Origin of the sequence: Acinetobacter sp. PK01, assembly GCF_022819285.1 — a bacterium.
Lineage (GTDB): Bacteria > Pseudomonadota > Gammaproteobacteria > Pseudomonadales > Moraxellaceae > Acinetobacter > Acinetobacter tandoii.
In genome coordinates this window covers 2,590,964-2,603,873 of record NZ_CP094643.1, presented here as the reverse complement: position 1 = coordinate 2,603,873, position 12,910 = coordinate 2,590,964, and the positions used below count along the sequence as shown (strand labels likewise).

Here is a 12,910-nt window from a genome sequence, read left to right as displayed (position 1 = left end):
AACCAATGATCGATAAGCGTTATCAGATATTTATTTCGACCTCTGGAGCAGATATGCAGCCAGAGCGCATGATTTTGTCTCAAACCTTAGTGGGCATGGGATTTTTTTCGTGGGGACTGGAACAAAGAACACCATTAAGCACCGCTTTTGCACGCCGCCAAATTGATGATTGTGACTATGTGATTATACTTTTGGGTAGCCAATATGGCGAACAGTCGGTTTCTGGTGTGGGTTATATGCATCTGGAATATATTTATGCTGTGACCAAGCAAAAACCCATTATCGTATTTATGCATGAAGATCCTGCCTCACGTGATCCTGCCTTACATGACCAGAAACCAGAGCTGAAAGAAAAATTTAGCGAGTTTCGGAAACTGTTACAGCAAGAAGTTGATCAGGTTTTTACCTACCGAACCTTGCGTGATTTAGAAATGGCTGTGCGTTTAAATATGACGCAAATGTTGGAGCGTTATCCAACTACAGGTTGGGTGCGACCTCAAAATGCACAAAAGTTACATGATGAAATTGACCGTTTGAAGGCTAAAATTAATCAGCTAGAACAAGATTTAGGCACACGTGAAATCGACCCATTTTTAACCTTACCGAAAGTGGCAATGAATGAAGCCTTTGGTTTTGAATATCGTGTACATGCTTATCAGGATGGTAATTTTAAAGAACTGAAGATTCAGAAGACTTTAACTTGGTCGCAGCTCTTGGCGGTATTGGGCAGTACTTTTTTAAATCCAACACCCGAAGAATATTTTTCTAAACGCATGAATGAATATTTAAATGAAATTGGATTGGCCGATGCGCGCATCGAAATGCCTCGGGCACATGCGGTTGCTCGTGCACAAATCAATATTCGCGCCTTACACAATATTAAAATGCAGATGCGTCAAAATGAATGGATTAGTCCTGCTGGGCGGGATGACCGTCAACGCATGTTATGGAAATTAACCCAGAAAGGGCATAATTTACTCGAAAGTCATTTGCTTTCGGATAATCGTGTTTCTCTATAGAGCGAATTGTATTTATTCATATTTCATTTCATTAAAAACTTGTTAAAGTGAGTGGGTTAAATTGGAAATAAAGGTCAACTTATGCCTGCGGAAAAAGCAAAAATCACCGTTATTTTAGCCAATTTAGGCACACCTGATGCACCCACAGCACCTGCGGTCAGAAAATTTTTAAAACAGTTTCTTTCCGATCAACGTGTCATTGAAATTCCAAAGCCGTTATGGCAAATCATTTTACGTTTATTTATTTTACCGTTTCGTCCGAAACGTGTCGCACATGCTTATGCCAGTGTATGGTCAGTAGATTCTCCCATGCGTGAAATTTTATTGGCGCAGGTGGAGCAAGTTCGAGCAGCTTTAACAAAAGCGTATCCAGAGTTTGAGTTAAACGTGGTTCCTGCCATGACCTATGGTCAACCTGGAATGAGTACAGTCCTTGAGCAAATGACTCAAAATCCGCAAGATCATATTCTTTTACTGCCACTTTTTCCGCAGTATTCGGCGACTTCGACAGCCCCTTTATATGATCTATTGGCACAGTGGATGCAAAAGCAGCGTAATTTGCCTGGACTTTCGATTGTCCGTGATTATTATCAGCATCCTTTGTATATTCAGTCTTTGGCCCAGAGTGTAAAAGAGTATTGGGCGGAACATGGTCGCGCGGAAAAGCTTTTGATGTCATTTCATGGCATTCCACAGCCTTATGCTGATAAGGGAGATCCTTATGCAGACCGTTGTCGTAAAACAGCTCAATTGTTGGCTCAAGCTCTGGATTTAAATGATGAAGAATGGGCCATTAGCTTCCAGTCACGTTTTGGTAAGCAGGAATGGGTCAAGCCTTATACGGACCAATTATTGCAAGATTGGGCAGTACAAGGGATTAAGTCGGTTCAAATCATGAGTCCTGCATTTTCTGCTGATTGTTTAGAAACTTTAGAAGAACTTGCTATTCAGAATGCCGAATTATTTTTATCATCGGGCGGTGAGCAATATGTGTATATTCCTGCCTTGAATGCACGTGAAGACCATCTGCAATTGCTCTTGTGCTTATTGCAAGCTAATCTGGATGGTTTGAAACAAACATTAGCATCTGCCTAAGAGAGACCAGCGACTATGCTTCAAGTGAAAATTGTACCTGTAACTGCATTTCAGCAGAACTGTTCTATTGTTTGGGATTCTGAAAGTAAAGAAGCAGTACTGATTGATGCAGGGGGTGAGCCTGAGAAATTACAGGCTGAAGTTGAAGCATTGGGGTTAACGGTAAAAGCACTGTGGTTAACGCATGGGCATTTAGACCATGCAGGTGCAGTAGGTACTTTAAGTCGCATTTGGAATATCCCCGTCATTGGCCCACATAAGGAAGATCAATTTTGGCTGGATATGCTGCAAGAGGTATCCGAGCGTTATGGCTTTCCAATCCCAGAAAAAGTTCAAGTGACGCAGTGGCTTGAAGGTGGTGAAACATTACACTTAGGTGAACAAAGCTTTGAAGTCCGTTTTGCACCTGGTCATACACCAGGGCATGTCATGTTCTATAACGCAGACTATGGTTTGTTATGGACTGGAGATGTGCTGTTCAAAGGTTCAATTGGGCGTACCGATTTTCCTCGCGGGAATCATCAACAATTGATCGACTCAATTCAGCGTGAATGTTTTAGCTTACCTGATGAAACGCAATTTATTTCTGGACATGGACCACTCAGCACAATCGGTTTCGAAAAACAGCACAATCCTTTTGTGGCCAGTAAAGTGGGTTAGTTCTGTGTCAGAGGACGAGTCGCAAAGTAAACAGAAAACAAGCGTAAAATGAAATGTTGTTGAATAGCATATTGATTCAATTTTTTTGATGAAAAATGGGAGCTTTGAGCTCCCATTTTTTATGCGTTAATCAAATTGATGAGTATTAGTTTCTAAAGGGATCTGCCTTGTGTTGTTTTTTTTCAAGCCCAAGTAAAAGTGTAGCCACCGCCAATAGAATACCTACACCCATGATCATCATGTCGTGAGTGAATAGACTCAGAGTAACAGCGCATAAGGTTAAAACAATCAGCAGATAGAAAGAGAACTTTAGAACTAATTCTTTCATAGGAGATTCCATGTATTGGCATAAAGGTACGCATTTAACAATTTGTTACTTGATGCGTAAAATTTTATGCATTATATGGAGGTTTTTATTAAAATCTACATAAATGTTGAAAAAATGATAACTGGTTTAGGTTTTTATGGTGAAGTGCTATGGAGATATAGTATTTGTCGAAAACATTTGTAGGTTTATTTCTTCAGTAAAGTCAATTTTTTCTGTTCCTACTGAGTCCTTAAAATAAAGGTCGATCAAAAAATTGAAAAACAACGGTCTAACATTTATGAGATGTAGGCAGTGACTTATGTTTAGTTTTGAATCGTCCGACCTTTACAAATGTGGATTATTTTCGGAATGGGTTTGCCAAAAATTGCTTACTTTCTAAACCTAATAATACCGCTGCAATTGCTAATAAAACTCCAATTCCTGCGAACATCAGATCCTGAGCATAAACGGCCAAAATAAAACTACAGAAAGTGAGGGCAATAGAAAGGTAGAAGAATATTTTTAAGATTAATTCTTTCATGGGAAATTCTCAAAATAGAACACAGCACAATAAAATCAAAGAATAGAATGATTCTCATTAGATATATTATGGTGCCCAAAAGTCATCTGTGCAAATAATAATCATGTATAAAATAATTAATGATTTGTATGTCGATATGATGAATTGTAAAAGTAAAGCGCTATTCTTCTGAATTTTCTGCTTGAGGCGCATCTTGCGTAGGAAGTTTGTATTCATCATTTGCCCAAGCACCTAAATCGATCAATTTACAACGCTCAGAGCAAAATGGTCGATATGGATTGCCTTCCCAAGTTGAAGGTTTGCCACAACGTGGGCAAGCAAAGGTCTTCGGCATAAGAGGCTCCTGATAGCGGGGAAGATATTTGGTCAAAGCTTGGTGCAGTGTTAGACTTGCGCAGATTTTATTTAGTTTGATCTGATTATGCCGATTCGTCAATTTCAAGCACAGCACATGCATGCTCCTCGTGATTTTATTATGATCGATTCAGCCCCGATTTGTGTGGAAATTGGTGCGGGTAAAGGCAAGCATGCTTTGTTGTTTACTCGTGAGCATCCAGAAAGCAAGTTAATTGCCATAGAACGAACCCGCGAGAAGTTTGTGGCGATGCAAAAACAGCATCAATTAGAAGGGCAAACAAATTTACAAACTGTGCATGCTGATGCTTTGCCGTGGATTGTCCATGCTTTGGCACCTCAACAAGTTCAGCAATTTTTCATTTTATATCCGAATCCAGAGCCACATAATCCTGCGCAGCGCTGGTTGAACATGCCATTCTTCGAGTTTTTATTGTCTAGATTGCAAGTCGGTGGTCAGATTACGCTAGCCAGTAATATTCCAGAATACATCGCCGAAGCAGAACAACAACTACAAGAGATTTGGAAGCTACCTTATGTAAAAGAGGTAATTGCTTCTGATTCAGCACGTACTCATTTTGAGATTAAATATTTGGAGCGTGGAGAATTATGTCAGCAATTACTGATTCAAAAACCTGAGAATTACACCACGCGCTTTGATGATTTTCAGGCATTGGCAGGGGTAAATATACCTAAATCGGATTCTGCACAAAGCGATGCATAAGCCATGAAAAAAAGAATTGCGATTATCGGTGCAGGTCCTGCGGGTTTAATGGCAGCTGAGGTGTTAAGCCAGTGGGATTATGATGTACATGTATATGAACAGAAACCGTCTGCTGCGCGCAAGTTTTTAATGGCAGGGAAGACGGGGCTGAATATTTCACATGCTGAACCGTTTGAGCAATTTATTCAGCGTTATGATCGGGCCGATTGGCTTTCCGATTGGATCCGCCGTTGGGATGCGACATGGATTCAAAACTGGATGCAGGGCTTGGGTATTGAGTCTTATGTGGGATCGTCAGGGCGTATTTTCCCCGTCGAGATGAAAGCCGCACCATTACTCCGCGCGTGGCTCAAACGTTTAACCGAGCAGGGCATACAATTTCATTATCGACATGCATGCTTAGGGATTCAGTCCAATACTGTAAAAATTCAAGATTTAGTTCAGCAACGCGAATTTAGTGAAGACTTTGATGCCATTGTACTGGCGTGTGGTGCAGTTTCTTGGCCACAATTGGGCAGTGATGGTCAGTGGCAACAATGGTTAGCAGCAGACCTATTAAATCCATTTCAAGCCAGTAACGCTGGGGTTGAACGGGAATGGTCTACCTTTATGCAAGCAGTATTTGGACAACCGCTAAAGCGAGTTGTGGCTTGGGTTGATGTAAAGGAAAAGAGTCAGGGCGATATTGTGATCACCCATTATGGCTTGGAAAGTGGTTTGATTTATAAACTGGGGCGAGCTTTAAGACAACAGTCAGAAATGCAGCTAATGCTCGATTTGTTGCCTGAGCTGAGCCATGCGCAATTGGTACAAAAATTACAACCGAGCAAGAAACAGTCTTTGAGTAATTTATGGCGTAAAGCCGGTCTAGATGCAGCAAAAGCCAGTTTGGTTCGTGAGTTGATACCGAAAGCTGACTGGAATAACCCTGAAAAATTGGCACAGCAAATTAAACAATTGCGAATTGAATTAAAAGGTTTTCGCCCAATCGAAGAAGCGATTAGCTGTGCGGGTGGCGTGAAACGAGAGGTCTTAACGGCTCATTTGCAGTTGCAGCAACACCCACAGATTTTTTGTTGTGGTGAGATGCTAGATTGGGATGCACCCACAGGGGGCTATCTTTTAACCGCATGTTTTGCGACGGGGCGTGCTGCGGGTGAAGGGGTGCATGAATATTTGGTTTCTCACTAAAAAGCGGTGTAAAGCCAAAGTTAGACATGTTAGTTTAAAACTCTTTCATTCAGAGGGCTGAACTGATGTCACAACAATACTATGCGGGAAGCTGTTTATGTGGTGCACTTCGTTATGAAGTGCACGGTGAAATTGGTGATGTTGTGCAGTGTCACTGCCAGCGTTGTCGTAAAGCCAATGGCACAGCCTTTGCTACCAATGCCCCGATTAAGAAAACAGATTTTCATATCGTGCAAGGTGAACAATTCCTGAAAGCTTACCAGTCCACTGAGACCACGCAGCGTTGCTTTTGTAGTGAATGCGGTTCGCCGATTATGAGTATTAAAACGGATACACCAGAATATTATCGGTTACGCCTTGGCACTTTAGATACCACGTTAACGCAAAAACCGACGATGCATATTTTTGTTGACTCCAAAGCAGAGTGGGACAGCATTCAGGATGGGTTGCCACAATACAGTGAACGTCCTTAAGTTCATTTGTAGGGCTATAAAAAACCAGATGGCAATAAGATTGCATCTGGTTTTTGAGTTTAAAGCCTTCACTTTCTGGGTGATGAGTCTGTATTAAGACTTACTTTTCTCAGCAGGTTCATATTGTGCTTCCCAATGATCCAGTTGTTCTTGTGCATGTAAGAATTCACCTAACCCTTTAATATTGTCGGGTGTTGAGTTAGGAATATCTTGCGAAGCTTTACTGTTTTGATTTAATAATAACTTGGCTTGGTTTTCCCAATATTGCGCCATTAATCCTTGAATATAGCGACCTTGTTCGGTTTTTAAATCTAGTGCTTTCAACATGGTTAGAGCTGATTGGATATTGTCTTGTTTGCGACTACGGGCAAATTCATCGGTCAGACTGCCGTTGTCCCTCATCTTAATCAGTTCATCTTCCATTTCATCACTCATCTCGCTAAAACGATGGTCATAGTCGACCAAAAGCGTAATGTCGTGTTGATCATTTGCAGTTTTTGGAAATTCTTTGACTGGTGAAGACTCCAGTTCCTGCATCATCCGATCTTGAGAGGGATCAGGGGCGTCAGCTTCGTTGTTTTTACTACAGCCAGTGAACAGCAGAGAGCTGCAGAGTAGCGGTAGTAAATAGGCTTTAAAGTTATGCATCGTGGTTATCCTAAAGAATATTTATGTTGTTTTCTTAAAATTATACGCGTAGGTCACATAAGGGAAAGCAATTTCATCATGTGCTGCTTTGCCTGTGTAATCGGCAACAATCTGCTCAAACTGCAGTTTTAACAGTTGTTGTTGCTTTGCTGGCATTGCGGCAATAAAACTAGTGGAGAGCAAGCGCTTGGACACCACTTCATCGACACGCCCGATATGCACATGTGGGAAGGTTTTGATCTGATCCAGTTCGAATAAAAATTGCTGTTCAAAGGCTTGTTGCCATTGTCCGCTATGAAATCGTGGGGTATCACCTTCGAGGGGTTCGAGCACATCTGCCAATGCTTTGACCCAATCCACCTGAATATCACGTTGATTCCAGACCAAACCCAGTTGTCCATGAGGTTTTAAGATTTGATGGATTTCGTTCAGGCTTTCAATATTGGCAAACCAGTGGAAAGATTGGGCACAAATCACGGCATCAATACTTTCCGAGGCTAGCGATAACCGATCACTACTGGCTTGTAGGGTAGAAATTTGTGGATAGGCTTGCTGTAATTGTGTCAGCATTTCTACAATCGGCTCAACGGCAATGATATGAGATGTTACCTGTTGCAGATAAGGAAGAAATTTTCCTGTGCCCGAGCCTAAATCGACCACTGTCGATTGCTCATCTAAATTTAATTGTTGTTGTAACCACGTCACGATCTGCTGTGGATAATTTGGACGAACCTGTTGATAAAGTTCAGCGGCAGAACTGAAGCCTTGTTGTGCGGCAGGATGAAGTGATTGTGTCATATTTTGCGCTTTTTTATCTGCTGAGCATCTATAAAATAACATAGTCCTTGTTACGTGAAATAAGCAAGCTTCGACAGGACATGTTTTTCTTATACATACATCGGTTCAAGCTTACGTTAAAATGCTGCCACGGCGATGTAATGCTGTAGTTTTAAATTGTTGTTGATTGTGATTGAGATGACATCGACACATTCTCCTACATAGACAGCGTGATAGGCTGCTGATCTATGAATTTTATTGATACAAAAAATTAGGGCCGATTTGTTTCGGTGTGGACATGGATAAACACATTATTTTTGAAGACGAACAAATTCGCGCTATTTTTTTAAAAGGTTCGTCTGACGAGTTAGTTTTTTCTTTTGGTGACTTAATTACTCGCGCTAAAGGACTTGCAATCAACGCAGAAAAATCATTAGCCAAATTTGAGTTTAATGTCATTGGCATTATGCCCAAAGAAAAATCATGGTTTCCTGCGGAGTCCATGCACAACTTGTTCAAAGCCATTGAAGACTTGATTGCACCCTTTCAAAAACGCATTGGTTACGGCGGTTCAATGGGTGGTTATGCCGCGATTAAATACTCAAAGTTATTAGGTTTAAGTCGTGTGGTATCTTTGGTTCCGCAGTTTTCAATTGACCCAGAAGTGGTGGAAGACAGCCGCTATAACATGTTTTACCATGCTGAACTCAATGCGAATATGCAGGTACAAACACAGGATATTGCGGTGAACTGTGAATACATCGTGGTCTATGACCCTTATTGTGCTGAAGACCGCGCGCATTTTGTTAAATTGGAACAGGTCATCCCAGATATTAAAGTGTTGAACTTGCCCTTTACAGGACATGATGCGATTGCTGTATTGGCAAGCTCGGAGCTGCTTAAAGATTTTTTAACCCGCGAATTTGACAGTGTTTATTTCTATCAAAAAATTCGCCAAGTAAAAAAAGGCAGTAAGTTCTATTACCGTAAAGTGATTGAAACACTGCTCCCGCACCATCGTCGTTCGTTGGGGAAAATTCTCAGAAATAATGACATGCAGCTCGACAGCCAGTTCTTTGATGCCAAATTGAAACAAAGCATTATTCGTCAGTTACTCAGTAATCGTCAGGTCAGTGAACAAGATCTGTTGAAATTGGGTATTCAGGTGAATTTGCCACAGGAAAGTAACAGTCAGTTGTTGGACAGTTTTGGGCATGGTTTAGTATTTAACGTGATTACCCAGAAAATTGAAAGTTATGCGCAAAATGCGATTAACCTAAACCATAAGTTCCTGATTCCGATTTTTGCCAAAGGTACAGGCATGGTACAGATTAGCCTCAACGATGAACGCTATATGATTGCCATGAATGACCGCCATGTGATGAAACTGTTCAAAGAACAGGATGAATTATCTGCGGGAATGCACCCGTTGGTGTTAAAAAAATATAGCGACTATTATTTGCTCAGCTATAAGCAATTTAACCTCAGCAGTGATGAATATGGTGGCAATGACTTTATCGAAGATACGCCTGAAACTGCCAAGTTCATGACTCAACCAGAAGAATCTGAGGAAGCCGAATAAGCTTAAGAATTAAGTGAATCTTATTCGATTTGGATAGCTTGATTTTTAACTAAATTGGTTTAAGATCGAAAGAGTGGATAAAAAATATCCACTCTTTTAAATGTCTCACTTAAGGTCAGGTTGTATGAATAGGATATTTATACCTGCTGTACTTTTGTCTATCTTACTGATCTTCAGTTTTATTTATCTTATCAATCAAGGTCTTGATTTGGCAGTCATCATTTTTGCTAGTGGTGTACTGGTGGTGCTAATGTTGGCCAGTTATGTCTATCAGCAAATTCGGCTTTCTGTCCGTGAGTGTATAAAAGAATCCACAAAATAGTGGATTTTTCTTTTTCTATACATGTATTGAACCAAAACCCGCTTTGGCTTTTAATGAACTGCATACAGATGATGAGAAAAATCAGCAGGAGCACCGAATGAAAGCGGTATTTTTAGATGTAGAGTCTTTAGATCAACATGATCTGGATTTGAGCCCCTTAACTACTGCTTTTGATACACTCAACTTATATCCAGCCACGAGCAGTGATCAGGTACTGCAACGCGTGCAAGATGTTGATGTCATTATCACCAATAAAGTACAGATTTCTGCGCAAGTGATGCAGCAATGTCCGCAGTTAAAGCTGATTTTAATCTCCGCCACAGGCACGAATAATGTCGACTTGGTGCAAGCTAAAGCACAGGGCATCGTGGTGTGTAATTGTCAGGGCTATGGTACTTCAGCGGTAGCACAGCATACCTTGGCGCTGATGTTGGCCTTGGCCACCTCATTATTAAAATACGACCATGCGGTGAAACAGGGTGCATGGAATAACGCCAAACAGTTCTGCTTGTTGGATTTCCCCATTGTGGAGTTGGCGGGTAAAACATTGGGTATCATCGGCTATGGTGAGTTGGGGCAGGCCGTGGCCAAACTGGCACAAGCCTTTGACATGCGTGTCTTGATTGCAACGTTGCCAGACCGTTCACAGCCTGAAGGTCGTTTGCCCTTGGCAGAATTATTGCCACAGGTTGATTTTCTCACGTTACATTGTCCACTAACAGATTCTACCTGTAACTTAATCAGTACGGATGAGTTTGAACTGATGAAAGCCAGTTCCTTTCTGATTAACTGCGCACGTGGTGGGATTGTTGATGAAGCTGCTTTGGCACAGGCTTTGCGTGAAGGGTGTATTGCAGGTGCTGCGACCGATGTATTAACAGTAGAGCCACCGAAAGATGGTAATGTATTGCTGGCAGCAGATATTCCAAATTTAATTATCACGCCACATAGTGCGTGGGGCAGTGTCGATGCACGACAGCGTATAGTGCAGCAGATGGTAGAAAATGTGACTGCCTTTCAGCAAGGACAGCCGATTCGCCAAGTCGCCTAACTAAAGACGAAAAAAGCGCAGTCTTTAGGCTGTGCTTTTATGGTTTTAAAAATAGTGTGATTTAGTTGAGCTGTTCATTCTGAGCGGGAGTAGTGCTAGATTGGCTCAATGGGTGCGATTCAATAGGTGCAGGTGGACTATTAGGATCACCTAAAACACTGGCTTTGGCTTGCTTCCATTTTCTATTGACCGTAGCTGCGGCTTTCTGAGAATTTTCTTTGGCAATTTCTGTTTGTTCTTCGCTATAGATTTTGGTTTCATGCCAAGTTTCAGCCACTTTCGGTTTGACTTTGGCAATGCCTTTTTGCGTGCCACGATCTACTGCATTGGCAGCATCTTGAGCAGTGTCTAAGGTTTTTTGTCCTAAAACTTCAAAAATGTTCGGGTTATCTCGGTAGCCTTTTTTCTTGCTGCTTTCTGCGGCATGGGCAGATAGAGCCATAGCCATGAACATCGTACTGGAAATTAAAACTGCTTTCATCAACTGCATGCACATCGTCCTCTATTGCTGTTCACTATTTTGTAGAAAGCACGCTGTAGGCTGACATGCTTTCTATAGTGTCACTCTCGATGGGATACTTCATCTTCTGCTGTATCCCATCGGACGTCAAGAATTTTCATTGAATGCCCAAGTACTGCTTGGTTTAAAAATGTGTCTACACCAATCGATTGGTAGCATTATTGTGCTGTGTTTACTGCTGTTTGTGATGAAACCCCAAGCTGAGTTTTGGCAACAGGGGTATGTACACCCACCTGTGCGTTCACATCTGCCTGTGCAGTTGTATGGAGTGCAGTTTTGGTTTTGTTCCAAGTTTGTTGAGTCGTTGCTTTGCCTTGACGCATTTTTTGCCCCAAATAGGCTTGGGTTCTCTCGGCTTTTTCCGCACTGGAGTCTTTAGCTTTAGTTGCAGTTTGATTTACATTTTGCGTTTGTTCTGCACTGAACTGTTTAGTGTTATTCCATACTGCTTTACTGGTAGATTTAGTTTTTTGAGCACCATTTTCAATGCCTTGACCGACACGTTCAGATGCTGTGCTGAGTCCCTTTCCAACTTGAGTGGAAGTATGTTGAATGCCATGCCCAACATTTTCTGTCGCTGTGCTTAAACCATTGCCGACTTTTTGGGCGGAAGTCGTTACACCTTTATGAATATTGTGTAATACACCATGAGCATTGCTTTGTGCTTCAGCAGAGGCATTGACCTGTCCATTGACTGCAACATTTGCAAAGACTGAAGCAGAAGCAAAAAATGCGGTGGTTATTAATGCTGTTTTTATCATATTCATGTTGGATCTTCCTCTATCATTGCCCCGTTATTGGGAGGGATGTGAGGCATCATAAACAGATTCAATAGGCATTTTGGCGTTTGAGATGAAACTTACACAGTTCAATACAGCAGCTTAACACTCGCTACAACATTGTAGAGATACACGCCTACTATAGGATATTGATGTATCTGAATACTGCCATTTGTGGATATCGGCAAAGTTGTGTAAGTGCGGGGAAGTTGTGGAAAATGAATTTATGGTTTTGAATTTTAAGGATTATTAAAAAGCTTTGCGTCATATGGACGCAAAGCCGCTATGTTGCTTAATTACATTGTGCAACGGCATCTTTAGCGAAGTTTTTACGTAATTTAATAAAGTTTTGTTGTACTTGGGCATTGTTCAGGTCGAAATTGCTGGCTTGACTGGTGCCATCTTTCGCGAAGGTTGCTGTACCACCTGTAATGAGGGTATTGCCTCTAAAAGACCATTGCTCGACGACTTTGTTGCCGTCTAAGTTCCCTGTAAATTCGATGATGCATTTGTCTACAAATTTGGTCAGTTTGGCTTTATTGTCTGTTGTATCTGGATATACATCTAAGTTTTGAACTTCTTGCAGTACGCCTGTTTCCAGTTGTGGAATTTTAGGAGATGAAGTACATGCTGTAAGTGCTGCGCAAGTGAAGCCCGTAAGTAAAAGTGTTTTTAATTTCATATTAACGTTCTTTCTTGTTGAGTGTTGTTAGCTTGAGTATAGGGAATTGAGTTTAAAAATCCTACCCATTTTAATCATATCTTCATTTTATTGTTTATATTGATTCTGTGAAAATAATTGAATATTTTTAGGTGGGATCAGTAGAGAAGAATTAATACTTTTTGATATGTGGTTATTTTTTAAAA

General features: G+C 41.2%; 17 protein-coding genes. 9 read left to right on the top strand and 8 right to left on the bottom strand.

Going from position 1 to position 12,910, the window contains the following annotated elements:
* Positions 1-5 precede the first annotated feature (5 nt).
* The 3 genes from MP622_RS12290 (at position 6) to MP622_RS12280 (ending at position 2,774) form a co-directional block, all read left to right on the top strand.
* The gene (locus MP622_RS12290; protein ID WP_016168354.1) at positions 6-1,019 is read left to right on the top strand and encodes a DUF4062 domain-containing protein; all 1,014 of its coding nucleotides are present in this window, start codon (positions 6-8) and stop codon (positions 1,017-1,019) included.
* Between the two features lie 81 nt (positions 1,020-1,100).
* Positions 1,101-2,114: a ferrochelatase gene (gene hemH / locus MP622_RS12285; protein WP_016168353.1), complete on the top strand. Its 1,014-nt coding sequence runs from the start codon at positions 1,101-1,103 to the stop codon at positions 2,112-2,114.
* A 15-nt stretch (positions 2,115-2,129) separates the two neighbouring features.
* Entirely contained in the window at positions 2,130-2,774 is a 645-nt protein-coding gene (locus MP622_RS12280) for an MBL fold metallo-hydrolase (RefSeq protein WP_243791176.1), read from the top strand.
* A gap of 145 nt (positions 2,775-2,919) precedes the next feature.
* Here the strand turns inward: MP622_RS12280 and MP622_RS12275 are convergent, their stop codons facing one another.
* From MP622_RS12275 to MP622_RS12265, 3 genes are all read right to left on the bottom strand, one after another.
* Complete coding sequence (locus tag MP622_RS12275) at positions 2,920-3,102, bottom strand: hypothetical protein (protein ID WP_044740566.1); 183 nt, start codon at positions 3,100-3,102, stop codon at positions 2,920-2,922.
* 337 nt (positions 3,103-3,439) lie between these two features.
* On the bottom strand, positions 3,440-3,622 hold the full coding sequence (locus MP622_RS12270) for a hypothetical protein (RefSeq protein WP_016168350.1): 183 nt from the start codon (positions 3,620-3,622) through the stop codon (positions 3,440-3,442).
* 160 nt (positions 3,623-3,782) lie between these two features.
* Positions 3,783-3,956, bottom strand: coding sequence for a DNA gyrase inhibitor YacG (locus MP622_RS12265; RefSeq protein WP_016168349.1), 174 nt, complete (start codon positions 3,954-3,956; stop codon positions 3,783-3,785).
* An 81-nt stretch (positions 3,957-4,037) separates the two neighbouring features.
* On the opposite strand from MP622_RS12265, the gene MP622_RS12260 reads away from it, so the two are divergent.
* From MP622_RS12260 to MP622_RS12250, 3 genes are all read left to right on the top strand, one after another.
* Positions 4,038-4,700 (top strand): SAM-dependent methyltransferase, encoded by a 663-nt coding sequence (locus MP622_RS12260; RefSeq protein WP_171069606.1) that lies wholly within the window; start codon positions 4,038-4,040, stop codon positions 4,698-4,700.
* Positions 4,701-4,703: 3 nt separating this feature from the next.
* Positions 4,704-5,891, top strand: coding sequence for a TIGR03862 family flavoprotein (locus MP622_RS12255; protein ID WP_104441168.1), 1,188 nt, complete (start codon positions 4,704-4,706; stop codon positions 5,889-5,891).
* 65 nt (positions 5,892-5,956) lie between these two features.
* Positions 5,957-6,364 carry a GFA family protein gene (locus MP622_RS12250; protein WP_243791174.1) on the top strand — a complete coding sequence of 136 codons (408 nt, stop codon included), beginning with the start codon at positions 5,957-5,959 and terminating at the stop codon, positions 6,362-6,364.
* Between the two features lie 93 nt (positions 6,365-6,457).
* On the opposite strand, the gene MP622_RS12245 is transcribed toward MP622_RS12250, so the two are convergent.
* Both MP622_RS12245 and MP622_RS12240 read right to left on the bottom strand, forming a co-directional pair.
* Complete coding sequence (locus MP622_RS12245; RefSeq protein WP_243791173.1) at positions 6,458-7,012, bottom strand: hypothetical protein; 555 nt, start codon at positions 7,010-7,012, stop codon at positions 6,458-6,460.
* A gap of 21 nt (positions 7,013-7,033) precedes the next feature.
* Positions 7,034-7,810 carry a class I SAM-dependent methyltransferase gene (locus MP622_RS12240; protein WP_104442292.1) on the bottom strand — a complete coding sequence of 259 codons (777 nt, stop codon included), beginning with the start codon at positions 7,808-7,810 and terminating at the stop codon, positions 7,034-7,036.
* Positions 7,811-8,087: 277 nt separating this feature from the next.
* Here MP622_RS12240 and MP622_RS12235 point away from each other — a divergent pair, with 277 nt between their 5' ends.
* The 3 genes from MP622_RS12235 to MP622_RS12225 all read left to right on the top strand — a co-directional run bounded on the left by MP622_RS12235 (position 8,088) and on the right by MP622_RS12225 (position 10,744).
* A complete protein-coding gene (locus tag MP622_RS12235; protein ID WP_243791171.1) occupies positions 8,088-9,371 on the top strand; it encodes a hypothetical protein in 1,284 nt (427 codons plus the stop codon).
* Between the two features lie 124 nt (positions 9,372-9,495).
* Positions 9,496-9,693: a hypothetical protein gene (locus MP622_RS12230; RefSeq protein ID WP_243791169.1), complete on the top strand. Its 198-nt coding sequence runs from the start codon at positions 9,496-9,498 to the stop codon at positions 9,691-9,693.
* 97 nt (positions 9,694-9,790) lie between these two features.
* Positions 9,791-10,744, top strand: a complete 954-nt coding sequence (locus MP622_RS12225) for a 2-hydroxyacid dehydrogenase (RefSeq protein ID WP_243791167.1) — start codon at positions 9,791-9,793, stop codon at positions 10,742-10,744.
* A gap of 61 nt (positions 10,745-10,805) precedes the next feature.
* Here the strand turns inward: MP622_RS12225 and MP622_RS12220 are convergent, their stop codons facing one another.
* The 3 genes from MP622_RS12220 to MP622_RS12210 form a co-directional block, all read right to left on the bottom strand.
* Positions 10,806-11,234, bottom strand: coding sequence for a hypothetical protein (locus MP622_RS12220; protein WP_243791165.1), 429 nt, complete (start codon positions 11,232-11,234; stop codon positions 10,806-10,808).
* Positions 11,235-11,422: 188 nt separating this feature from the next.
* The gene (locus MP622_RS12215) at positions 11,423-12,031 is read right to left on the bottom strand and encodes a hypothetical protein (protein WP_243791163.1); all 609 of its coding nucleotides are present in this window, start codon (positions 12,029-12,031) and stop codon (positions 11,423-11,425) included.
* 304 nt (positions 12,032-12,335) lie between these two features.
* Positions 12,336-12,725 (bottom strand): hypothetical protein, encoded by a 390-nt coding sequence (locus MP622_RS12210; protein ID WP_044740561.1) that lies wholly within the window; start codon positions 12,723-12,725, stop codon positions 12,336-12,338.
* Between the last annotated feature and the right edge of the window lie 185 nt (positions 12,726-12,910).

Excerpts from the sequence above, each read along its gene's own strand:
- MP622_RS12290 (WP_016168354.1), top strand. The coding sequence starts at position 6 with ATGATCGATAAGCGTTATCAGATATTTATTTCGACCTCTGGAGCAGAT.
- hemH (WP_016168353.1), top strand. The coding sequence starts at position 1,101 with ATGCCTGCGGAAAAAGCAAAAATCACCGTTATTTTAGCCAATTTAGGC.
- MP622_RS12280 (WP_243791176.1), top strand. The coding sequence starts at position 2,130 with ATGCTTCAAGTGAAAATTGTACCTGTAACTGCATTTCAGCAGAACTGT.
- MP622_RS12275 (WP_044740566.1), bottom strand. The coding sequence starts at position 3,102 with ATGAAAGAATTAGTTCTAAAGTTCTCTTTCTATCTGCTGATTGTTTTA.
- MP622_RS12270 (WP_016168350.1), bottom strand. The coding sequence starts at position 3,622 with ATGAAAGAATTAATCTTAAAAATATTCTTCTACCTTTCTATTGCCCTC.
- MP622_RS12265 (WP_016168349.1), bottom strand. The coding sequence starts at position 3,956 with ATGCCGAAGACCTTTGCTTGCCCACGTTGTGGCAAACCTTCAACTTGG.
- MP622_RS12255 (WP_104441168.1), top strand. The coding sequence starts at position 4,704 with ATGAAAAAAAGAATTGCGATTATCGGTGCAGGTCCTGCGGGTTTAATG.
- MP622_RS12250 (WP_243791174.1), top strand. The coding sequence starts at position 5,957 with ATGTCACAACAATACTATGCGGGAAGCTGTTTATGTGGTGCACTTCGT.
- MP622_RS12245 (WP_243791173.1), bottom strand. The coding sequence starts at position 7,012 with ATGCATAACTTTAAAGCCTATTTACTACCGCTACTCTGCAGCTCTCTG.
- MP622_RS12240 (WP_104442292.1), bottom strand. The coding sequence starts at position 7,810 with ATGACACAATCACTTCATCCTGCCGCACAACAAGGCTTCAGTTCTGCC.
- MP622_RS12235 (WP_243791171.1), top strand. The coding sequence starts at position 8,088 with ATGGATAAACACATTATTTTTGAAGACGAACAAATTCGCGCTATTTTT.
- MP622_RS12230 (WP_243791169.1), top strand. The coding sequence starts at position 9,496 with ATGAATAGGATATTTATACCTGCTGTACTTTTGTCTATCTTACTGATC.
- MP622_RS12225 (WP_243791167.1), top strand. The coding sequence starts at position 9,791 with ATGAAAGCGGTATTTTTAGATGTAGAGTCTTTAGATCAACATGATCTG.
- MP622_RS12220 (WP_243791165.1), bottom strand. The coding sequence starts at position 11,234 with ATGCAGTTGATGAAAGCAGTTTTAATTTCCAGTACGATGTTCATGGCT.
- MP622_RS12215 (WP_243791163.1), bottom strand. The coding sequence starts at position 12,031 with ATGAATATGATAAAAACAGCATTAATAACCACCGCATTTTTTGCTTCT.
- MP622_RS12210 (WP_044740561.1), bottom strand. The coding sequence starts at position 12,725 with ATGAAATTAAAAACACTTTTACTTACGGGCTTCACTTGCGCAGCACTT.